This is a genomic window from Pelobium manganitolerans (genome assembly GCF_003609575.1).
In the GTDB taxonomy this organism is placed as follows: domain Bacteria; phylum Bacteroidota; class Bacteroidia; order Sphingobacteriales; family Sphingobacteriaceae; genus Pseudopedobacter; species Pseudopedobacter manganitolerans.
In genome coordinates this window covers 1-19,701 of record NZ_MBTA01000001.1, presented here as the reverse complement: position 1 = coordinate 19,701, position 19,701 = coordinate 1, and the positions used below count along the sequence as shown (strand labels likewise).

The window sequence follows — 19,701 nt, the reverse complement described above, 5'->3', positions numbered from 1 at the left end:
TTGCGATAACTGGCTTTTAGCCAATTAAATGCGCCAAGCCATTTTCTACCGGTTGGCACAGCACGTTAATACTGTTTTGGGTAAAGATGGTTTCTATAATCTCTCTCCCAACTTTGTATTGGTGGTGTATAGGGCACGGATGGGTTGATGAACATTGCTTTAAACCCAAGCCGCAAGAAGTAAACACTTCGCGCCCATCAATGGTGTTTACAATATTAATGATCGGAAGCTCGCGCTGTGCTTCAGTAATGTAAAAACCACCTGTTGGCCCTTTTATGCTGTTGATGATTTGCTGTTTCACCAAGTTTTGCAAAATTTTGCTAACGGTGTGTTCGCTTGCGCCAATACTTTGGGCCACTTCTTTTACGCCGGCCTTCTCGGCCCGGTCCGCTTTAGATGCCAGATAAATTACCGCTTTTATCGCAGTTTTGCAAGTGTTGCTTAGCATATACTAGCCGTTTAAATATTTGTTGCCCTCTTCAGAAATTTTATCCGGACTCCAAGCAGGTTCAAAAACCAGCTCAACTTCTGTGCTATAATCCGGAAAGCTCTGTTGCATGGCTTGTTTGGTAGCGTCTACGATAGACTCGCCCATGGGGCAAAACTGCGTAGTCAATGTCATTACCACAGTTATTTCTTTAAAAGGCTCGTTAAAACGGATTTCATAAACCAAGCCTAAATCCACAATATTTAAACCTATTTCTGGATCCATAACATGGTATAAACCTGTTAGCGCGATGGTGCTTTTAAGCTCGTTGTTGGTTGCTACGTTCATTTTAGTTTAGCTTGATGAAAAAGGATAAAAAATACGTTTGCGTTATACAAAACTGCATTTATCAGTAATAAAGTTGCACCAATATTTAATAAAACGGTATCAGTTAATAATATGCCGGCGCAAAAAATCATGAAGCCCAACACATAAGCAATGATATTGCCCATAAACAAATTGCTTTTGAACAAATCTTTTGGGTTGGGCGTTTTGCCCAAACCGGCAATTTTATGGTAAACTTTGTTCCACACAATAAATGGCAGCGTTTTAAACGTCATCCCAATGATGATTGCACTAATCCAACCAAAAAAAATGCTAAAGCCGTATAAAGTTAAAAACTGCCGATGCCCCCAGTTAGCCATTAAAATTACAAACGCCAAAATTACCACTAAGGGAATGGACAGCATTCCCACAGAAAGGAGAGATGTTTTCACTTGCTCGTCCACACTTTTGCGTATCCTCTTTTGATAAGCTTTGTAAATAAAACTCGCGAAAAGCGCTAAGGCTATCGCAATTAAAGCTATCGGAGCCAAACTTAAAATGGCGTGGTTATCCGTAAAAAAAACGTAGATGTATAAAGTTAAGCCTGCGTTAATTAAGCCGTAAACCCACCACAAAGTTTTTTTATTTTCATATTTTGAGATTAAAAACATGGGAATTAAACGCGCGCCAACGCCTACTACCATTAATAAAAACCATCCTATTATGCCCATATGAGCGTGCAAAGAGAGGTAATGCACAGAGGCCTCTGGCAAAAACGGGTGTTGAAAGTTGAAGAGCAGCAATAAGCCGATAAGCGTGGTAAAAAGCAACCAAATTACCGCCGTAAAAGCAGACACGGCGTGTACATTTCGGCTTTTACTGTCTTTTATGCTTAGCGACAGGTTAAGCAAGTAAGCAATTACCGCCAAGTTTATGCCTACCGCACCAGTTTGTGCCAAAACACCGAAGTTAAAAGTGTAAAAGCCGTAAATCAGAAGCGGGATGCTTAAAGCGCCCAAAATAAAGGAGCTATGCGCCAGAAAGTTGCTGTACAATTTCCCTTCTATCAGCACCGGAAAAAGCTGGTGACTGGCGCCCAAAATCATCATAGTGCCCCAACCCAGCGCCATGGTGTGCGTAACAGCCAGCGCCTTTGCATTAAAATGGGATTGCGTAAATGCGCCTACATCTGTTGAAATAATTATTGTGGCCAGCAAAAAAGACAAAGCCGCATAAGCATAAAACGGCAACACCACGCGGTAGTCGGTGTTTTTGATAGGGCTATTTGGACCGGGCGCAAACATTCTTTAATCTTTATAAATTAACAATTCTACTTTTCCGTCTGCAACTTCATTAATGCGGTACTCAAAACCTTGCTGGGCAAGTTCGGGCAATAAAAAAACAGGTATGCGTTTGTGATGCACAAACAACGCTTTTTCTGTTGGTAAATTTTGCAGTTCGCCTAAAATGGTGTGCATGGGCTGGGGCATTTCTAAATTGCTCACATCAATAGTCACCAAGTTGTTTTTAAAACGGCTCAACAATAAACCCCAGCCGTTTCGATCCCTGGTTGGTGGCGCTTCTTCTGTTTCGCTATCGGGTTTGGCTTTATAAAAATAGGTTTCTATTAAATCGGTACTTTGCGTATCCACAAAAACCTCGAAGCCTTTTGCACTCAGCATTTTTATCAACGGAACAGGCTCAAAAGTATTTACAATTTTGAGCGTATGACCTGTTGGAAGCTCTTTTACTTGCGCTAATATTTGTTTTAGCGGGTCCTTGCCCGATTCTAGCAAAGGCCGCACATCTAAGGTTTTCGTATGAGCTTCCGTTAACTTATCCATAAAAGGCGGACGTTCAATTTTTTCTGTAGACGCGGCAGTTGCGTCCCTGTCAATCTGAAAGCCTAAAGGCGCCAGCTTTGCAAAAAAATGTTCGGCCGGTTTGCCAATCATTTTAGATGCCATGGCGATGCTGGTTCTGCTGGCTAGTATTTTCCGCAAAATTGGGTTGCGCAGTTTTTCTAGCTTAGGGTCAATAGAAACCAAAGCTTCCAGCGCATCGGGATGAGCTTTTATGATTTTCCCGATTTTTGAGTTCACATCAATTTTTTCCATGGTATTTTGATGAAAGGCTGTTTGGGCTCAAAAAATCAAAGCCAAACAGCCTCGCTAATTTACAAAACAAAAAAGAATGCGTACTTTGGGCTATGCCTCAGTTGCTTGCAATTTTTGCGCTTTGGGGAACAAAATATTATTCTCCAGGTGAATGTGCAGGTGCAAATCGTCTTCAAACTCTTGCAACAACTTAAAGATAAGCGTGTAACTGGCGCAAGCGTCTTTTGGTAAAGTATAGTTGTTGGTAAGCACGCGTAATTTGTCCAATATCCGTCCAATATCGTCATGCTCTTGCTCCAATTCGGCAATGTTCAAAGCTTTATCAGCCTTAGCCTCACCTTTTACCAGCTGTTTGATGTATGGAAAAAGCACTTCCTCTTCTTCTACCAAATGTTGCGAAAGCTCTTTTGCCATGGCTTGCACCAAATCATTCACCTCAATCAGCTCGGGGTGGCGGTGGCCATGTACTTCCATAATCTTGCGCGAGAAAGTAGATAAATCTGGCAAATTCTTTTTAACGTAGCTGTGGTGCGTGTTTACAATATAATCAGCTAAAAAGTCTAAAGACCAATCGTCATAAGGCACGCCACGCGTTACCGGTGCTTTATCTGCTTGTTGCAGCTCTTGCTCTACTTTGGTCACATCCAGGCCTTTTTCGGCGCAAGCTTCTTTCACTGTTTTTTTACCGCCACAGCAAAAATCAAGGCCGTATTTTTTAAAAATTTCTGCTTTGCGTAAATCTTTTACGGCCAGCTCGCCCAAGGTTTCTTCCTCTTCGCCGGTAATGCGTTTGCGGATTTTTACTTTCCACCACTCTGGGCCTTCTTCCAAATACTCCCAAGTAAAAACATTTCCCCGCTCGCCCAAAAATTGGTAGTAAAGCGGTTTGGGGTCATGGTCGTTATGGATGATTAAGCTTTCGCCTTCTTCCAGCTCGTCATAGCGCTGGAAAATAGTTGGATGCTTCAGTTTAGGCTCTAAAAGCGTAACGTTTAAAATGTTTTCTGTTGCTGTTTCCATAGCGTTTAGTTTTTTGTAATTTTTATCCTAAATAAATCTGGTCCTTGCTCTAAATATTCCCACGAGAAAATATCGCCCCGCAAACCGGCCAATTGGTAATAAAGCGGTTTAGGGTCGTGGTCGTTATGCAAAATCAGGCTTTCGCCAGATTTTAAAATATCAAAGCGTTCAAAGATGGTAGGATGTTTTAAACGCGGTTCAATTTGCGTTACGTCTAAAACGTTGTTTACTGTATTTGCCATTGTTCTATAAATTTAGCTGGTGAATAATATGCTAAAGGTAAAAACAATTTCCTAATAAAAGTATTTAAGTACTTTTATTATTTTAATAGAATTGTCATGTTTTTTTATTTAAATATTTATTGATTTTGTTGATTTTTGTTAGCCGAAAAATGGCAACCAAAAAACGTACAACTAAAATGGTAAATGCATAGTTTAATGAAACGCCAGACCAAAATCCCCGATTGTATTTTCAGATCCAGATTCGCGCTATTCTACTCGGTTCTGGCAATTTATGTGCTGCTATCAACCCTTAGTCGCATTAGTTTTTTAATTTGGTCTTGGACAAACGTGTCTTGGCAGGGATTTTCAATTATAAAGTCTTTTGTTTTAGGTTTTGCGTACGATATTGCCGTGGGGTTGTGCTTCTTGTTTCTGTATAATCTGTACCTGCTCATCGTCCCCAAGAAGCTAATAGGCTCGGCCTTTGATCGGGTGTTTACCTACGCTTATTTTGCTTTAAACCTGTTTATTATCTATTTCAGTTTAATTGCCGAATTTCCGTTTTGGGACGAGTTTGGCGTGCGTTTTAATTTTATTGCGGTAGATTATTTAATATACACCTATGAAGTTGTTTCAAATATCAACCAATCGTACCCAATTCCGTTAATTATTGCGGTTTTGTTGGGCCTCATTGCTTTAACTTTTTGGTTGTTAAAAAAATCGCGCGCTTTTACTTATGCTTTCCATAGCCAAATTAATTTTGGTAAAAGATTGCTTAATGCGTTGCCGCTGATGCTCCTGTGTATCGTTTTAATATCGCTTCTTACCAATAAACAATCCGATTATAATAATAACACCGTTATAAATGAAGTAGGTAAAAACGGCGTGTTTTCCTTTTTTGCAGCTTTTAGATCAAACGAGCTCGATTACGACAAATTTTATCCACAAATTAACGAGCGCGAAGCCTATGCTGTAGTGCGGCAACAGCTGTTACAAAACAATCAATCTTTTGCATCTGCCAAACCCGAAGATTTATCAAGGATAACAAGCGGAGGCGTAGAAAATAGGCCAAATATCATATTGGTAACTATAGAAAGTTTTAGTGGAAGCTTTTTAAAGGCTTTTGGTAACACAGACGATATTAGCCCCAACTATGATAGTTTGGCGAATAAGAGTATTTTCTTTACAAATTTATATGCCACCGGCACCAGAACGGTAAGAGGGATGGAAGCGCTTACTTTGTGCGTTCCGCCTACACCGGGCAACAGCATTGTACGCAGGCCAAATAACGAGCATATATTTTCTATAGCAACAATTATGCGCCATAAGGGCTATCAGCCCTATTTTATTTACGGTGGTGATGGCTATTTTGACAATATGAACACTTTTTTTGGTGGCCAAGGATTTGATATTGTAGACAGGGATCGTGGCAATCCTTTATCTGACGAGGTAAGCACGCGCCGTTACCAAATAGCCGATGATGAGGTAAGCTTTGAAAACGCTTGGGGAATTTGCGATGAAGATTTATACACGCAATCACTGAAGTATGCAGACCGCAGTTTTGCCACTGGCAAACCTTTTTTCCAGTTTGTGATGACTACCTCTAACCACCGTCCGTTTACGTTTCCGAAAGGAAAAATAAACCTCCCGCAGGGAGATAGAAATGGAGCCGTTAAATACACAGATTACGCTTTAGGGAAGTTTATTACAGAGGCACGCGCAAAACCTTGGTTTAAAAACACGGTTTTTGTAGTTGTAGCCGATCATTGCGCCAGCAGTGCCGGAAAATGGGAAATTAACATAGACAAGCACCATATCCCGGCAATTATTTTTAACCTGCCAGTAGCTCCCATAAAAGTAAAGCGGCTAATGTCGCAAATTGATCTGATGCCAACACTTTTTGGTTATCTGCACTGGAACTACACATCGGCGCTTTATGGCAAAGACATCAACCAAACCCAGGCCAGCAAGGACCGCGCATTTATAGGAAATTACAGAACCTTAGGGCTTTTAAAACAAAATGTTTTTACCCAGATTAACGATCGCAAACAGGTAAAACAGTTTAATGTTTCGGAACAAAATCAGCAACTGAAAGAACTTAAAACGCTAAACCAAGCATTAGCTAAAGAAACTATCGCCAGCTACCAAACAGCTAGCGAGAGGTTCAAAAATGGCCAGATGAAAGAGAAAAGAACAAACAATTAAGCTCCTTTTTTAAGTTTCCCCTTATACTCGCGTTTAAATTTCTGGTACCGCGGGATAGAAACATTTTGCACATAGGGGTTTAACCTGTTTTTGCCGCTGTTGATGTAGTTCTGGTGATAATCTTCGGCTTTATAAAAAGCGTCCAGATGTTTTAGCTGGGTAACCAAAGGCTTTTCAAAATGGTTGCTGGCACTAATTTCTTTGATGGCCTGCATGGCTATTTCTTTTTCTCCCGGGCTTTGGTAAAAAAGGATAGAACGGTACGAGCTTCCCTTATCCGGTCCTTGCTGATTGGGCGTGGTAGGGTCGTGTGAAGCAAAAAACACTTTTACCAGTTCGGCATAACTTACCACCTTTGGATCGTAATATACCAGCACAGTTTCGGCATGGCCGGTAGTTTCGGTATTTACCAAATCATAGGTGGGGTTAATGGTATGGCCTCCGGCATAGCCCGATACTGCATCGTCAACGCCAACTACGGCTTCAAAAATATGCTCGCTGCACCAAAAACAACCTTCGGCAAAAGCCGCCACCGCTTTGCCCTTTGGTGGCGTTAAATCTAATTTTTGGTCTTTCTGCTGTTTGTTCTTTGCCGATTGGCCGTTGCTATTGCAGGCCAACATGGCCACCACGCAAAAGGACAACGAAAGTATCTTGAAAAATCTCATCGTTCAACTAATTTTAATTTAATAACGATGTTAGTCCGCAAAAAGTTTTGTTAGCCCGCCCAATTTTCGCGGTCTAAACTTCTAAAGTGGATGGCTTCTGCCAAATGTTCCAATCCAATTTCATCACTCCCAGCTAAATCGGCAATGGTGCGTGCAACTTTCAATATCCTATCATAAGCCCTTGCAGATAAACCAAGTTTTTCCATCGCCTTCTTTAACAACAGATGGCCGGCATCGTCAATCTTACAAATTTCGCGCACCATTTGCGGGCTCATTTGGGCATTGCAGTAAACATATTCCTGCGCGGCAAAGCGCTCCTCCTGTTGCAAACGCGCGGCAATCACCCTTTGTCTAATTTCCTCGCTGCGTTCGGCCTTTCTTTCAGAGGCCAGCTCATCAAAATTTACGGGGGTCACTTCAACGTGTAAATCAATACGGTCCAGTAAAGGGCCGCTTACCTTGCTCAAATATTTTTGTACCACGCCGGGGGCGCAAACACATTCTTTTTCGGGGTGGTTGTAATATCCGCAAGGGCAGGGGTTCATGGCGGCCACCAACATAAAACTTGCCGGGTAATCAACCGACATGCGGGCACGGGCGATGGTAACCCGCCGTTCCTCTAAGGGTTGGCGCATCACCTCTAAAACGGTACGTTTAAATTCGGGCAGTTCATCTAAAAAAAGCACGCCGTTATGTGCTAAAGAAATTTCGCCGGGTTGCGGGTTGCCACCTCCGCCCACCAAAGCAACGTCGGAAACAGTATGGTGCGGCGAGCGGAACGGCCGTTTGGTAATTAAAGCATCAGACGCGGAAAGCTTGCCAGCTACCGAGTGGATTTTGGTGGTTTCCAATGCTTCGTATAGGTTGAGCGGAGGTAAAATAGTAGGCAGGCGTTTGGCTAACATGGTTTTGCCTGCGCCGGGCGGACCAATCAATATCGCGTTGTGGCCACCTGCGGCCGCAATTTCTAAAGAGCGTTTAATGTTTTCCTGCCCTTTAACATCCGCAAAATCTGCATCGTAATTATTAATTGCATGGTAAAATTCATCGCGAGTATCCACAATGGTAGGCTGTGGCTTTATACCTTTATCAAAAAAATCAACCACTTGGCTAATGTGGGTTACGCCGTAAACTTCAATATCGTTTACGATGGCGGCTTCCCGGGCATTTTGCGTGGGCAAAATAAACCCTTTAAAACTTTCTTTTTTGGCTTGTATGGCAATGGGTAATCCGCCTTTAATAGGCTTTACTTCACCGTCTAAAGATAGCTCGCCCATAATAATGTACTGGCCCAGTTCTTCAAAAGGGATTTGTGCGGATGCGGCTAAAATGCCGGTTGCTATGGTCAAATCATAAGCAGAACCTTCCTTTCGGATATCTGCGGGCGCCAAATTCACCACAATTTTTTGCCGGGGCATACGGCAACCGCTAGACGTTACGGCACTTTCTATGCGCAGCAAACTTTCTTTAACGGCGTTATCTGGCAATCCAACAATGAAATATTTATTTCCGGATGATATATTAACTTCCACGGTAATGGTGGTAGCTTCCACTCCGTACACGGCGCTTCCATAGGTTTTTACAGGAACCATATTTTTTAGGTTTAGGTGGCTGAATTTAAGAAAATTGTGGTATAGGTTAAGCAAAATATTATCTAAGCCTAAGTTATGTTGCTCACGTGGCATTTGCTTATCGCTCGCTAATTCGCGTTAAAAACGTGTTTATTTTACTCTACCTTTCTTAAAAAAGCATAAAAGAAATATCTTTATACAAACCCAACCTTAGTGGGTTAATAATATTATGCCAGTAAAAGCCGCTGAATTTTTTTGGAATACGCTCATCGGTCCAAAGCAAACTTTTAGATTAGAGGTACGGATTTTCCATTGTATATGTGTGATTTTGCTGTTAGGAGCTTTTATTAGTATTCCGCTTAATGCCTTGCTTATAGATGCCACTTTAGCTTGGCTTATGTCAATTGTGTTCGTGGTAATATCGGGCGTATTTACACTTTCCCGAGTGCTGCATAAATCTAAGATTGCGATTGTATTTTCACAGGTTGCTTATTATTGTTTTTTGCCCATCAATTATTACTTTAATTCCGGAAGTTTAGGGCCTAGTTTGCTCATTTATCTGCTTGCGCTGATATTTACGATACTTACGGTTCCTTGGCGCCAGTATTGGGTTTGGATCCCTATTAACGTTGTATCTGTATTAAGCATTTTCTTTTTGGAAATAACCGGCCTGGTTACTTTGCCTGATACCTATCCGAGTGCAGAGAGCAGGTTGGCTGATATAGGCTATTCTTACTTTACCATTGCGGTAATTAGCATATTTGTGTTGATATATATTAGGCAAGCTTACCATCAAGAGCGCACGCAGGCGCAACTTAAAAGCGAGGAGCTTGCCAAAAGCGACCAAACCAAAAACAAACTTCTTTCTATTGTGGCGCACGATTTAAAAGATCCATTAATTTCTGTACAAGGATTTTTAGAACTACTGTCCGACGATAGTTTAAGTTTGGAAGACCGTAGGCGTTTAGAAAAAGAACTGCAACAACGCACCAATAATGCCATTCAAATGCTGGGCAACATTTTAACTTGGTCCAAAACGCAGATGGACGGCGTACAGGTAAACTTGCAGCATATAAACCTGGCCGATTGTTTAAGCAAAACGTTAAGCATTACCCGAGCTATCGGTATGGATAAGGGTATTCATATATCAAGCCATATCGCACCAGACATTATGATAAAAGCCGATGCCGATATGTTGCAATTGGTTATGCGCAACCTCATCGTAAATGCCGTTAAATTTTCGCACCCGGGGAGCGATATAGCAATAAAAGCAGTTGTGGAGGCAAGCGACTGTATTATAAGTGTTAAAGACCAGGGTGTGGGCATCCCTAAAGAAAAACAAGCCGAGATATTTGGGATTGCGCAAGGCAATACTTTTGGCACCAATCGCGAAAAAGGATCTGGCTTGGGTTTAGCACTTTGCAAAAGCTATATTGAGCAACAGGGCGGTAAAATATGGGTACACAGCCAAACCCAATTAGGAAGCACATTTTATGTGAGCCTGAAATTAGGAAAACCATCAGCCAACCCAGCAGAACATCGCCTAGCCGATATCACAGAACCATAAAAATATGATGCGTTCATATTACGCGCACAGTTTTTGCGTTTGTGTGTAACATATCATTCTAATTCTTTCTCAAACATCAGATGAAGAAAATAACCGATTTTTTTTGGTTTTGCTCGGGCGCCCACGTAGGCACCCTAAAAAAATATCCTACAGAACATAATAAATACGTGGGCATTGGCGCCACCATTTTTTTTACAGCCTTGTTTGCCAGTTTATCTGGCGGGTATGCCATGTACTTTGTATTTGCAGGCAACCCCGCGGCAATTGTTTTTGCCATTTTATTTGGTTTAATATGGGGACTGGCCATTTTTAATATGGACCGCTACATTGTATCCAGTATTAAAAAAACTGCCGACACCAACCGGCAGATTTTACAGGCAACCCCGCGGATTTTGTTAGCCATAATGATAGGTATTGTAATTTCGAGACCTTTGGAGTTGAAGATTTTTGACAAGGAAATTCGCCAGAAACTGAAAAGCAGCTATTTAAACGGACAACGTGCAAAAATTGACACCTTAAATAAGGCTTTTACCAATAAATACAGTCTGGAGCTTCAAAAATTTCAGGAGCTAAAAAACGAGAAAGACTCTTTAGAAAAAGACATCAACCGCTCTCGATATATTTTAAACCAAGAAGTTTTTGGCGATAAAACCAACCAAACCAGTGGCATTACAGGCTATGGCACCTACGCAAAGCAAAAAGAAGCGGTGGTAAACCAAAAGATAGAACGCCTGGACCAAGTACGTGCCGACTTAAAGCAGACCGACGATTTAATAAACACCCGCAAAAATATAGAAGGCCTAAACAGCACCAAGCTTTTTAACGAGCAGCAGCTGGACAGTTTAGCGAATGTCGCAGGCTTTGCCGATAGAAACTACGCTTTGGGCCAGCTTTCTTTTAATCCGGATGGCAGCCGGGATATTGACACCTATTTAGCCATATCATTTATCTCTTTCCTGTTTATTTTGTTAGAGTGCCTGCCCGTTTTTGTGAAGCTGATGAGCGATAGAGGACCTTATGATGTAGCCTTGCAACATGTAGAGGAGGTAGCTTTGCATCAAAGCGAAAGCGAAAAGCACCACTTGATAAACGTAACGGATAACGTGCAGGAAACAAAAACCGGCGAAGAAACAGAAAAAGAGAAAATCCTGCTCCGGCGCCGGGTAAAAAAAGATCTGGAAGAATTGGATTAAGGCTATTTGCCTTTTTGCTGATCTGCGTAAGCAAACACCTTTTGCAATAAGGAAGTACTTCTGGCGCTCAAATTTTGCCTAATTTTTAGCTCTTCCTGTGCAATTTCTACAAACATTCCGTCAATGGCTTTGTCTGTTACGTAAGCTGCCAAATCGGTATTAATTGGTTTTACCAAAGGTAGTTTGTTGTAGCGCGAAGTTACATCGCCCCAGTATTTGGTAGCCCCAACCTTGCTTAAGCTGCTGCTGATTACAGGCTTAAATTTATCGGCCAAAGCAACGCTGGTTGTTCTTTTGAAATAAAGGGTTGCCGCATTTTCTTGCCCTAACAAAATGTTGGTCACATCCTGAAAAGACATCTGTTTAATGGCATTTACAAAAATGGGTTTTGCTTCTTTGGCGGCATCTTCTGCTGCGCGGTTTAAGCTCACAATCACGTTATCGCATAAATTGTCTAAACCAATGGAACGTAAAGCTGTTTCTACCTTTCTGGCTTCCTCCGGAAAAAGTATTTTCACCGCCATGTTGCCCAAAAAGCCATCTTTGGCAGCTAAGCGCTCGCTGCTGTAATTGGTGCCAAACTCAAGTGCCTGCTTTAAGCCTAAGCTCATTTCTGTGGTGGATGGTGTGCCTAAGGCTTGGTTAATAACACCAGAATATTGATTTAAGGTATCGCAACTGCTAAAAACGATACTGGCGGACAGCACGCCTATGAGGGCAAATTTTTTCATTTATTTTTATAATTACCTTGCAAAGATGCAATTATTCTGCCAAGGGAATAAAAAGAAACAGCCGTAAAAAGTATCTTAAAGCATACATACGTACAAAAACTTGGTTTAAATTAGCAGGGTTGTTTATAGAATTTGATACTTATGAACAGGATTGACCGGCTTTTTGGCATTTCTACCCTATTGCAGTCCAACAGATTTAGCACAGCAGAGCAAATTGCCGAAAGGTTTTCGATAAGCATTCGTACCGTTTACCGCGATTTAAAAGCATTAAATGAACAAGGGATACCGGTTTGTTTTACGCCAAACCGAGGTTATCATTTAATACAAGGATACTTTTTGCCACCGGTAAGTTTCAATTTAGAAGAAGCCAACGCGCTGCTTTTGGTAGAACACTTGCTAAATGCCTTTAGCGATAAATCTATCCAAAACCAATATCAATCGGCATTGCAGAAAGTAAAAGCTGTGTTGAAGCCCTCGCAAAAAGAAAAAATCGAGCTGATGGCCAGCAACATCAAATTCCAGGTTCCGGCCCGACTTACTAATGATTACGAGCATCTTTCTGTGCTACAAACCGCCATTTTAGATAAAACCCTATTGCAATTTACTTACACCAACGCCAATGAAATACGTAGCGAAAGAAGAACCGAACCCATTGGATTGATTTTTTATGCTTTTAGCTGGCATTTAATTGCGTGGTGCCACTTGCGGGGCGAATATCGGGATTTTAAAGTATCGCGTATGGAACAAATAAAGCCTTTGAATTTGCCTTTTTCTATAGAGGACCACATAACGGTAGAAGCCTACATGAAACTGTTGCCGGTAAATTTTTAAAAAATAATTTACCGCTGACATAGGGTTGTCACTAAGGCGCAGTTCTTTTGATAAAAACCTTATAATCATGGAAAAATTATCAAAATTACTAGCAAAAGAATTAGAGCTTGAAGGCAACACTACACGCAAAATGCTTTCAATTGTACCCAACGATAAGTTTGACTACAAGCCACACGAAAAAAGCATGGCGATGAAGAATTTGGCGACCCATTTGGCAGATATCGCCTCATGGCCAGAAATGATATTGACCACCACCGAATTGGATTTTGAGAACAATACGCACCAGATTGACGAGGTAAACACCACTCTGGATTTGGTGAAGTTTTTTGATAAATGTTTAGAGAAATCACTATCGGCATTGCGCCAAGCGGATGATGAGTGCTTAACTGAAGTTTGGACTTTAAGAAGCGGCGCGCAAATTTACAGCGAAGACAGTAAATACGAAACCATTAGGATGAGTATGGCGCAACAAATTCACCACCGCGCGCAATTGGGCGTTTATTTAAGGTTATTAAATATTCCGATACCGGGAAGTTATGGCCCCAGCGCGGATGAGATGACCATGTAGAAAAAGCTCCGGCAGTTTTTCTGCCGGAACTTTTTGACTTAGCAGTCGAAAAGCCAGTTCTTGGGCGAATTGGTGATGGAGTAGAAGCTAGATTTGATTAAAAGAAGACCATTGCATTCTCAACCTGTGCGCGTTTACGGCTTACAAAGCGCGCTAGTATTTAGATAGAGCTTTCGGGTTTTGATTGTTGAAAAAGAACGATTGAAGGGGTGATGAATAACTAGTAAGGTTGGGTTAAAGCACCGGTTGCAAGCCGGCGCTAGCGGAGGCAAACTATTACGAATATATTTTTGCGTGATTCTATTTTCCTTTTTTATAAATTGGTAAATTATAGAAGAACAGATATTCATTAAAAAGATTGAAATACCAACCCGATATTATCCGATATTAGTACAACTGCCGATTGTTATCACGTCCGCCAGCCTTGCGGCAAACCTTTTGTTGTGTGCTGGGCTTTTGTCAGCCCAAAGTTTCAGCAATGTCAATACAGATAAAGCCTGCCATTTTCAAAATGTCTGTTACCATTTCAGGGTGATTGTCATCTTCTAAGTGTTCAACTATTAAAATTTTGTCAGGGTAATTTAAGTTAAAAGAAAATTTGCAGTCTGTGTAAAATGGTTGAAGCATTTGAATTATGGCTTTTGCTTCGTCTTGTATAGTTACCGGTGTTTTGAATTTTGAAAAAATAAATGTGGAGGTTTAAAAAAGAACTGGCTACCGTAAATTCGCAAGACGATTTTATGGCAGCCAGCCTAACATTAAACGTTTAATAACCCCTTATTTCGCTGCCAAAATATCTATTTTCTCAATTTTGGGTGCTGCAGCAAGTAACTCGGGAGCATTTTCCATTAACGCCTTTGCAATCTTACCACCAAGATGCGCTTCTCTACCTTCTTCATCTGAAAAAGTGTCAAAAATGCCAAATGTAGAAGCGTCAATACGGAACGCATACCATGTAATAGTACCCGCTTCTTCATTAGCAAGTGGCAATGCACTTGTAATAAACTCTTCAACACTTTTTTCTTTTCCTGCTTTTGCTTCTAGTCGAACTAATAATCCTAATTTTTTCATGTCTTCTTATTTTTTAATTAAACCAATTTTGTTTTAACAAATTTAGCTCATTTAAGCTTGTGAGGCTTTTTTATTCTGTTCAAAAACTTATGAAAAAAGGTCAAACTGTGTTAGTCTGTTTTGGGCTGTATCCGAATTCATTTTTAAAGGCAGTACTAAAATTTGATAGGCTATCGTAGCCAAACTCCATATAAATTTCGGAAGGAGTTGCTTTGTTGTTAAGCAGCAATTCTCTTGCCTTGTTCAATCGTGTTTGTTGAAACCATTTGCCCGGAGATGCTTGATAAATGGAGATGAATTTCCTTTTAAAGGTAGATGCACTCATATTGCATAGAAACGCTACTTCTTCAATGTTTAAATTAGCGTACAGGTTTTTTTCAATGACTTTTTTAAACGATAATTCTCGTTCGCTGGTTAATAAAGAATTTAGATATGCAAAAAAAGGTTGTCCATATTTATTAGCTAAGTAAAGCATAATTTCTTCAAACTTTAGTTCCAGTATTTTTTGTGAAATTGTTTTGTGTAAACCAAAGCTATGTTTGAGAGAATTGATGTAGTGAACAATGAAATTGTCTTTTTCTATAAGGAAATAAGGAGCAGTTATTGTTGGTTTATTTTGATTGAATTGAGGCGAGTGTTTCAATAAAAAATCGCTGATGTTTTTTTGAGAAAAGAAAAAAAGCAAGCAACGATAACTGCTTGTCCCAACAAGCTCTGTCAATAAGAAATTACCTGATGAAATAAGCAGAGATTGTGTGTCATTTATAGAAACGATGTCGTTAGAAAAGTGAATATCCTTTTGTCCGTCTAACAAAAAACTAATGACATTTTTTTTAGGTTAATTTTGTTTTTGGAAGCATTTTTATACACTTCGTAATTAGCAATTTGCAATTCTGACGAATTGTGGTTGCCCTCAAATAAATTTTCGGGAAGATTGATAACATCCATAATGTTCTGTCTTAAGTAAAATATTCTGCAAATTTCAAAAATCCTTTCTAAATCAATTGAAGTATTTTTATTCTATCTGTTTCAAGTTGAGCTATGGTATGATGTCGGGTAGCCTTGCACACAACGGTTTTGGTATTGGCGTAGTGGCGGATTTTTAGCACAAAAGTTCAATAGAAGCACAACTGTTGAACCTTGCACAACTGTTTCATAGTAGCACTTTACCCGCCATTACGCAAAACTGATGTTAGCAGATCGCCCCGTTTTCGGTCAAAGTTTATTTCTGTTTTATATTCTGTTCTTGGTTCTTCAACAAGGAATAATTCAAGTTCTTTTTTGTCGCTGAAACCTCCAATTTTTTGTCTGTATGTTGCTGCGATTTTCGGGTTTTCTATTTCAAGTTTACGGTTTTTGCTAATTGTCAAAAATTCTTCTTCTTGGTCAATTCCTAGAAACCGTCTGTTAGCCAAATTTGCGGCAATTCCTGTTGTCGAACTACCCGCGAATGGGTCTAAAATCCAAGCGTTGGGCTTTGTCGAAGCCAAAATAAGTCTTGTCAAAACCGAAAGTGGTTTTTGTGTCGGGTGTTTACCACAAGACTTTTCCCAAGGTGCAATCGCTGGCAACTTCCAAACATCTTTCATCTGTTTGTCGCCATTCAATTGCTTCATTAGTTCGTAGTTGAAATAATGCGGAACTTTTTCACTTTTTCTTGCCCAAATAATTTGTTCTGTTGAATAAGTAAAGTAACGACACGAAAAATTTGGCGGTGGATTGGTCTTTTCCCAAGTAACGATGTTGAGAATTTTAAAACCTAATTCCGTCAAGATTTGTCCAACCGAAAAAATGTTGTGCATTGTTCCGCTTATCCAAATCGTTGCGTCATCTTTCATTTTATCCCGAACTAATGAAAGCCACTTACGATTAAAGTCATTAATAAATTCAAATCCTTCGGATTTGTCCCATTTTCCTTTATTGACACTTACAATTTCTCCGTTTTGTATTGAAAGTCCGTTGTTTGATAAAAAATAGGGTGGATCAGCAAAGATCATATCAAACTTGTGGTCAAATTGAGGCAAAAGATCCATTGTATCTCCGTGAAGAAGATAAAAGACTATTCTTGATATTCTTCAATTTCTGTCGATACATAATTTTCACTATCCAAAATAATTTCTTCTTTTTGATACCTTTCTTTTACTTTCAAAATTGCTTCTTCCTTATCAACTGCATCAATTTCAATTATTTTAGATAAAAACTCTTGAATTTCAATTTTAAATGTTTCCATAGTTTACTTTTTTATAATTTCCACGTCCAACAAATTCAATAATTCCTTTATCTCTTAAAAGCTGAAGTTGTTGTCTTATTTTGTCTTTGATAAAATTATTGTTTGGATATTTAATTTTTAGTTTTTGTTCAAATTTGTAGATTTCATCAAGTGTAAATGTTTCTTTTTTAATTAAATCAACACAATTCATTACATCTAAAATCCAACCTTTTGCATCTTTACTTTTTGTTCTTAAAAATAATGTTTTATTGAAAGTTTCTTTTACAAATTCTTGATTTATTGTTTGAGCATTTTTAATCAAAAATACTTTTCCAGCATCTGCAACTTTTGAAATATCAATATTGCAACCAATCCAGCCTGCTCTTCTTGCAGTATCTGATAAAGGCGGTCGCTTTATAATTATTTCTGTGGTAAAAAACTGTTTTGGAATTATGAGAAAATCATTAACAGTCCATTGTTTTGTATATGTTAAAAAGAAAAAATTTGGATTATTATCTGAATTAATTCTTTCAATCATTGTAGAATAAGCTCCATCAGTTATTGTATTTGACAGTTTTCCACTTTTGCTTTTTAATTCAAATTCTTCATTACATTTTTTACAATAAAAATCAGCAACAGGTCGATTATTCTCAAATTCATTTAGCGGTAAATCGCCACAACTTGGGCAATATGAATTATTTAAAACCCAATTCTCTGTTAATAATCTTGCGATTTGGGAATTACTTGTATAGCCTTCTGCTAAATTTGTATTGAAAGCTAAATTCATTTTAGGCAACCAATTGCGTTAGGGATTGTAGTGGAAATCCTTTTTGAGAGGAACGAACAAAAAGATTGAAACGGAAAGCCCGACCCTTTAGGGTAACGCCCAAATCATTTTTTTCAGGATTTGCATTGATACTTCTCTTTGCTTCAACTCGTTGAATGTTGAAATCAGAATACAAATTGTCAAAGAAATTATCATTTTCATCTTTTCCTTTCACGTCCGAATTACTTAAAATCCAAGTGTGATTTAAGAGGTCAAGTTTGTTGCAGAACTCCTTTAATCTGATTTGTTCGTCATCGTTAAATTCATCTTTTGCATACGAATTGAAACTTGAAGTTTCGCTTAACGGCTTGTATGGTGGGTCAAAATAGAACAATGAATTATTGTCCGCATAATTTAGTGTTTGCTCAAAATCTCCGCACAAAATTTCCACTTTTTGTAACGCTTCACTAACTGCTAAAATGTTTTCTTTGTCACAAATAGTTGGTTTTTTATAACCTCCCATTGGAACATTGTACTCATTTTTTCTATTTACTCTATACGAACCATTAAAGCAGGTACGGTTTAGAAAAATAAACAAAGCGGCTTGTCCGCTTTGTTCTTCTTTTCTTGAATTGTACAACCCTCTTTTTTGGTAATAATAGAGTTTTTTATTGTCTTCGTTTCCTTCTAAATTATGGTACTCGTCTTGCAAAATCTGCAAAATTGAGATTAGTTCACTTGGTCGTGAAGCAATGGTTTTATATGTGTTTATCAAGTCTTCGTTGATGTCGTTAATTACGGCTTTTTTCAAGTTTTGGAAGTTGTTGAGTATCCAAATAATACCGCACCGCTCCCAACAAATGGTTCGATGTATGTAAAATTCGTTTGCGTTATGTTTGTCGGCAAAGTCCGTTCAATGTCAGAAATGAGTTGGGTTTTTCCACCTGCCCATTTTAAAAACGGTTTTGCTATTTTGTTATTTATCATTCTATTCAATTTCGTAAGTTACGTTCCAAATTAACGATTTTAATTTATGTTTGAAGTCAGTCCGAAGTAGAAATTTGTCAGACTGTTGATATGTGCACGGTCGCTTATGGGGTGTCTGCTAACTTGTATATATGCGCAATACCCCTTCCACAATACATCCATTTCCGGCTTGCTTGGCGCAATAAATCAGCGTTTTATATTTAAAGATAAATGTAGTTAAAAATATAAATCTTAAAAATAATTAATTGAACGGTATTTGTTTCTGAGTTGCGGGTTCTTAACCTATGACGACACTCTAAACATCATTTACAACAACAAATAAAACAAGATCAAAAAATCTCGGAAACTGGTCCTTTGGTTCAAGCCAAATGACTAGCCCATTGGCCATGAACGAAAAAAATTACGAGTAGCAGAAATACTATCGGAAAGAATAGCCGATAACCAAAGACACCGCAAGAAACAAGGAGATCGCCACAACCGCTTGCCAAATTCAAAAGTCCAACCCACGCGGTCTCGCGATGACGGCGTTAAAGGAGGTGTTCGTTATAAAACCCTCAGTGTCCCACGCTATAAGCACGGCCTTCCGAGTTTTGGCAGTGGAGCCCGGGAAATCTTTTGCGGTAAAAAAATTCAAAATAAAAAAAGGTAGCGCACTTAGTGTCCCGAGCGACAAGCCCCGGCCTTCCGAGTTTTGGCAGTGAAGCCCGGGAAATCTTTTGCAAAAACATGAATACTTACACAGGCGTGAGCAAACCGACGAGTGTTGCAGAAACTTTGTTAAAGCACTACCGCTCCCACGGCTTCGGTTTGCGCTCAAAGATTTCCCGCAGGCGTAACAAACAAAATGAGGTCAGCCTTGACTTTTGGTCCTTTGTGTCAAGACAAAGAACTAGCCCTAGTGGCGATGAACGGAAAAAATTACGAGTAGCAGAAATAGCATCGTAAAGAATAGCTTACAACCAAAGACACCGCAAGAAACAAGGAGATCGCCACAACCGCTTTGCCAAAATCACAAGTCCAACCCACGCGGTCTCGCGATGACGGCGTTAAAGGAGGTGTTTCTTTATAAAACCCTCAGTGTCCCACGCGATAAGGATGGCCTTCCGAGTTTTGGCAGTGGAGCCCGGGAAATCTTTTGCAAAAACATTAATGCTTGCACTGTCGTGAGCAAACCGACGAGTGTTGCAGAAACTTTGTTAAAGCACAACCGTTCGCACGGCTTCGG

22 protein-coding genes are annotated in these 19,701 nt (G+C 39.6%); 6 read left to right on the top strand and 16 right to left on the bottom strand.

The genetic code is table 11. From position 1 onward, the window contains the following. Nucleotides 1–16 precede the first annotated feature (16 nt). From BCY91_RS00105 to BCY91_RS00080, 6 genes are all read right to left on the bottom strand, one after another. Nucleotides 17–448 carry an RrF2 family transcriptional regulator gene (locus tag BCY91_RS00105; RefSeq protein WP_120179985.1) on the bottom strand — a complete coding sequence of 144 codons (432 nt, stop codon included), beginning with the start codon at nt 446–448 and terminating at the stop codon, nt 17–19. A 3-nt stretch (nt 449–451) separates the two neighbouring features. Beyond that, on the bottom strand, nt 452–775 hold the full coding sequence (locus tag BCY91_RS00100) for a metal-sulfur cluster assembly factor (RefSeq protein ID WP_120179984.1): 324 nt from the start codon (nt 773–775) through the stop codon (nt 452–454). After that, complete coding sequence (locus BCY91_RS00095; protein WP_120179983.1) at nt 772–2,055, bottom strand: cytochrome C oxidase subunit I; 1,284 nt, start codon at nt 2,053–2,055, stop codon at nt 772–774. The genes BCY91_RS00100 and BCY91_RS00095 overlap by 4 nt, the downstream gene beginning before the upstream one ends. Before the next feature lie 3 nt (nt 2,056–2,058). Then, the gene (locus BCY91_RS00090; RefSeq protein ID WP_120179982.1) at nt 2,059–2,868 is read right to left on the bottom strand and encodes a DUF2249 domain-containing protein; all 810 of its coding nucleotides are present in this window, start codon (nt 2,866–2,868) and stop codon (nt 2,059–2,061) included. 90 nt (nt 2,869–2,958) lie between these two features. After that, the gene (gene ric / locus BCY91_RS00085) at nt 2,959–3,888 is read right to left on the bottom strand and encodes an iron-sulfur cluster repair di-iron protein (RefSeq protein WP_120179981.1); all 930 of its coding nucleotides are present in this window, start codon (nt 3,886–3,888) and stop codon (nt 2,959–2,961) included. A 5-nt stretch (nt 3,889–3,893) separates the two neighbouring features. After that, nucleotides 3,894–4,130: a DUF2249 domain-containing protein gene (locus BCY91_RS00080; RefSeq protein WP_120179980.1), complete on the bottom strand. Its 237-nt coding sequence runs from the start codon at nt 4,128–4,130 to the stop codon at nt 3,894–3,896. 195 nt (nt 4,131–4,325) lie between these two features. Here BCY91_RS00080 and BCY91_RS00075 point away from each other — a divergent pair, with 195 nt between their 5' ends. Continuing rightward, complete coding sequence (locus BCY91_RS00075) at nt 4,326–6,314, top strand: LTA synthase family protein (protein ID WP_120179979.1); 1,989 nt, start codon at nt 4,326–4,328, stop codon at nt 6,312–6,314. Here the strand turns inward: BCY91_RS00075 and msrA are convergent. After that, nucleotides 6,311–6,982 carry a peptide-methionine (S)-S-oxide reductase MsrA gene (gene msrA, locus BCY91_RS00070; protein WP_120179978.1) on the bottom strand — a complete coding sequence of 224 codons (672 nt, stop codon included), beginning with the start codon at nt 6,980–6,982 and terminating at the stop codon, nt 6,311–6,313. The two genes, BCY91_RS00075 and msrA, sit on opposite strands and share 4 nt — an antisense overlap. Before the next feature lie 50 nt (nt 6,983–7,032). Continuing rightward, nucleotides 7,033–8,574, bottom strand: coding sequence for a YifB family Mg chelatase-like AAA ATPase (locus BCY91_RS00065; RefSeq protein ID WP_120180364.1), 1,542 nt, complete (start codon nt 8,572–8,574; stop codon nt 7,033–7,035). Between the two features lie 208 nt (nt 8,575–8,782). On the opposite strand from BCY91_RS00065, the gene BCY91_RS00060 reads away from it, so the two are divergent. Both BCY91_RS00060 and BCY91_RS00055 read left to right on the top strand, forming a co-directional pair. Next, entirely contained in the window at nt 8,783–10,120 is a 1,338-nt protein-coding gene (locus BCY91_RS00060; RefSeq protein WP_120179977.1) for a sensor histidine kinase, read from the top strand. Between the two features lie 80 nt (nt 10,121–10,200). Next, entirely contained in the window at nt 10,201–11,313 is a 1,113-nt protein-coding gene (locus BCY91_RS00055) for a DUF4407 domain-containing protein (protein WP_120179976.1), read from the top strand. 2 nt (nt 11,314–11,315) lie between these two features. Here the strand turns inward: BCY91_RS00055 and BCY91_RS00050 are convergent, their stop codons facing one another. Continuing rightward, the gene (locus BCY91_RS00050; protein ID WP_120179975.1) at nt 11,316–12,044 is read right to left on the bottom strand and encodes a DUF4197 domain-containing protein; all 729 of its coding nucleotides are present in this window, start codon (nt 12,042–12,044) and stop codon (nt 11,316–11,318) included. Between the two features lie 141 nt (nt 12,045–12,185). Between BCY91_RS00050 and BCY91_RS00045 the strand changes: the two genes are divergently transcribed. Together BCY91_RS00045 and BCY91_RS00040 are read left to right on the top strand one after the other, a co-directional pair. Beyond that, nucleotides 12,186–12,875 (top strand): helix-turn-helix transcriptional regulator, encoded by a 690-nt coding sequence (locus BCY91_RS00045; protein ID WP_120179974.1) that lies wholly within the window; start codon nt 12,186–12,188, stop codon nt 12,873–12,875. 67 nt (nt 12,876–12,942) lie between these two features. Beyond that, nucleotides 12,943–13,443 (top strand): DinB family protein, encoded by a 501-nt coding sequence (locus BCY91_RS00040; protein WP_120179973.1) that lies wholly within the window; start codon nt 12,943–12,945, stop codon nt 13,441–13,443. Between the two features lie 777 nt (nt 13,444–14,220). Here BCY91_RS00040 and BCY91_RS00035 read toward each other — a convergent pair. The 7 genes from BCY91_RS00035 to BCY91_RS18020 all read right to left on the bottom strand — a co-directional run bounded on the left by BCY91_RS00035 (nt 14,221) and on the right by BCY91_RS18020 (nt 18,476). Next, on the bottom strand, nt 14,221–14,514 hold the full coding sequence (locus BCY91_RS00035; protein ID WP_120179972.1) for a putative quinol monooxygenase: 294 nt from the start codon (nt 14,512–14,514) through the stop codon (nt 14,221–14,223). A gap of 100 nt (nt 14,515–14,614) precedes the next feature. After that, a complete protein-coding gene (locus BCY91_RS00030) occupies nt 14,615–15,337 on the bottom strand; it encodes a helix-turn-helix domain-containing protein (protein ID WP_394341542.1) in 723 nt (240 codons plus the stop codon). Between the two features lie 343 nt (nt 15,338–15,680). Next, nucleotides 15,681–16,547 carry a DNA-methyltransferase gene (locus BCY91_RS00025; RefSeq protein WP_120179970.1) on the bottom strand — a complete coding sequence of 289 codons (867 nt, stop codon included), beginning with the start codon at nt 16,545–16,547 and terminating at the stop codon, nt 15,681–15,683. A 26-nt stretch (nt 16,548–16,573) separates the two neighbouring features. Next, nucleotides 16,574–16,744 (bottom strand): DpnD/PcfM family protein, encoded by a 171-nt coding sequence (locus BCY91_RS00020; RefSeq protein WP_120179969.1) that lies wholly within the window; start codon nt 16,742–16,744, stop codon nt 16,574–16,576. Further along, on the bottom strand, nt 16,731–17,510 hold the full coding sequence (locus tag BCY91_RS00015) for a DpnI domain-containing protein (RefSeq protein WP_120179968.1): 780 nt from the start codon (nt 17,508–17,510) through the stop codon (nt 16,731–16,733). The genes BCY91_RS00020 and BCY91_RS00015 overlap by 14 nt, the downstream gene beginning before the upstream one ends. A gap of 1 nt (nt 17,511) precedes the next feature. Beyond that, nucleotides 17,512–18,321 carry a DNA adenine methylase gene (locus BCY91_RS00010; RefSeq protein ID WP_262696748.1) on the bottom strand — a complete coding sequence of 270 codons (810 nt, stop codon included), beginning with the start codon at nt 18,319–18,321 and terminating at the stop codon, nt 17,512–17,514. Further along, complete coding sequence (locus tag BCY91_RS18020; RefSeq protein WP_394341539.1) at nt 18,297–18,476, bottom strand: DNA adenine methylase; 180 nt, start codon at nt 18,474–18,476, stop codon at nt 18,297–18,299. Before BCY91_RS18020 ends, BCY91_RS00010 begins: the two co-directional genes overlap by 25 nt. Before the next feature lie 1,037 nt (nt 18,477–19,513). On the opposite strand from BCY91_RS18020, the gene BCY91_RS17680 reads away from it, so the two are divergent. Further along, the coding region (locus BCY91_RS17680) for a hypothetical protein (protein ID WP_220699406.1) at nt 19,514–19,701 on the top strand (188 nt) is incomplete at its 3' end.

Coding starts and splice junctions, on each gene's coding strand:
- BCY91_RS00105 (WP_120179985.1), bottom strand. CDS start 448: ATGCTAAGCAACACTTGCAAAACTGCGATAAAAGCGGTAATTTATCTG.
- BCY91_RS00100 (WP_120179984.1), bottom strand. CDS start 775: ATGAACGTAGCAACCAACAACGAGCTTAAAAGCACCATCGCGCTAACA.
- BCY91_RS00095 (WP_120179983.1), bottom strand. CDS start 2,055: ATGTTTGCGCCCGGTCCAAATAGCCCTATCAAAAACACCGACTACCGC.
- BCY91_RS00090 (WP_120179982.1), bottom strand. CDS start 2,868: ATGGAAAAAATTGATGTGAACTCAAAAATCGGGAAAATCATAAAAGCT.
- ric (WP_120179981.1), bottom strand. CDS start 3,888: ATGGAAACAGCAACAGAAAACATTTTAAACGTTACGCTTTTAGAGCCT.
- BCY91_RS00080 (WP_120179980.1), bottom strand. CDS start 4,130: ATGGCAAATACAGTAAACAACGTTTTAGACGTAACGCAAATTGAACCG.
- BCY91_RS00075 (WP_120179979.1), top strand. CDS start 4,326: ATGAAACGCCAGACCAAAATCCCCGATTGTATTTTCAGATCCAGATTC.
- msrA (WP_120179978.1), bottom strand. CDS start 6,982: ATGAGATTTTTCAAGATACTTTCGTTGTCCTTTTGCGTGGTGGCCATG.
- BCY91_RS00065 (WP_120180364.1), bottom strand. CDS start 8,574: ATGGTTCCTGTAAAAACCTATGGAAGCGCCGTGTACGGAGTGGAAGCT.
- BCY91_RS00060 (WP_120179977.1), top strand. CDS start 8,783: ATGCCAGTAAAAGCCGCTGAATTTTTTTGGAATACGCTCATCGGTCCA.
- BCY91_RS00055 (WP_120179976.1), top strand. CDS start 10,201: ATGAAGAAAATAACCGATTTTTTTTGGTTTTGCTCGGGCGCCCACGTA.
- BCY91_RS00050 (WP_120179975.1), bottom strand. CDS start 12,044: ATGAAAAAATTTGCCCTCATAGGCGTGCTGTCCGCCAGTATCGTTTTT.
- BCY91_RS00045 (WP_120179974.1), top strand. CDS start 12,186: ATGAACAGGATTGACCGGCTTTTTGGCATTTCTACCCTATTGCAGTCC.
- BCY91_RS00040 (WP_120179973.1), top strand. CDS start 12,943: ATGGAAAAATTATCAAAATTACTAGCAAAAGAATTAGAGCTTGAAGGC.
- BCY91_RS00035 (WP_120179972.1), bottom strand. CDS start 14,514: ATGAAAAAATTAGGATTATTAGTTCGACTAGAAGCAAAAGCAGGAAAA.
- BCY91_RS00025 (WP_120179970.1), bottom strand. CDS start 16,547: ATGGATCTTTTGCCTCAATTTGACCACAAGTTTGATATGATCTTTGCT.
- BCY91_RS00020 (WP_120179969.1), bottom strand. CDS start 16,744: ATGGAAACATTTAAAATTGAAATTCAAGAGTTTTTATCTAAAATAATT.
- BCY91_RS00015 (WP_120179968.1), bottom strand. CDS start 17,510: ATGAATTTAGCTTTCAATACAAATTTAGCAGAAGGCTATACAAGTAAT.
- BCY91_RS18020 (WP_394341539.1), bottom strand. CDS start 18,476: ATGATAAATAACAAAATAGCAAAACCGTTTTTAAAATGGGCAGGTGGA.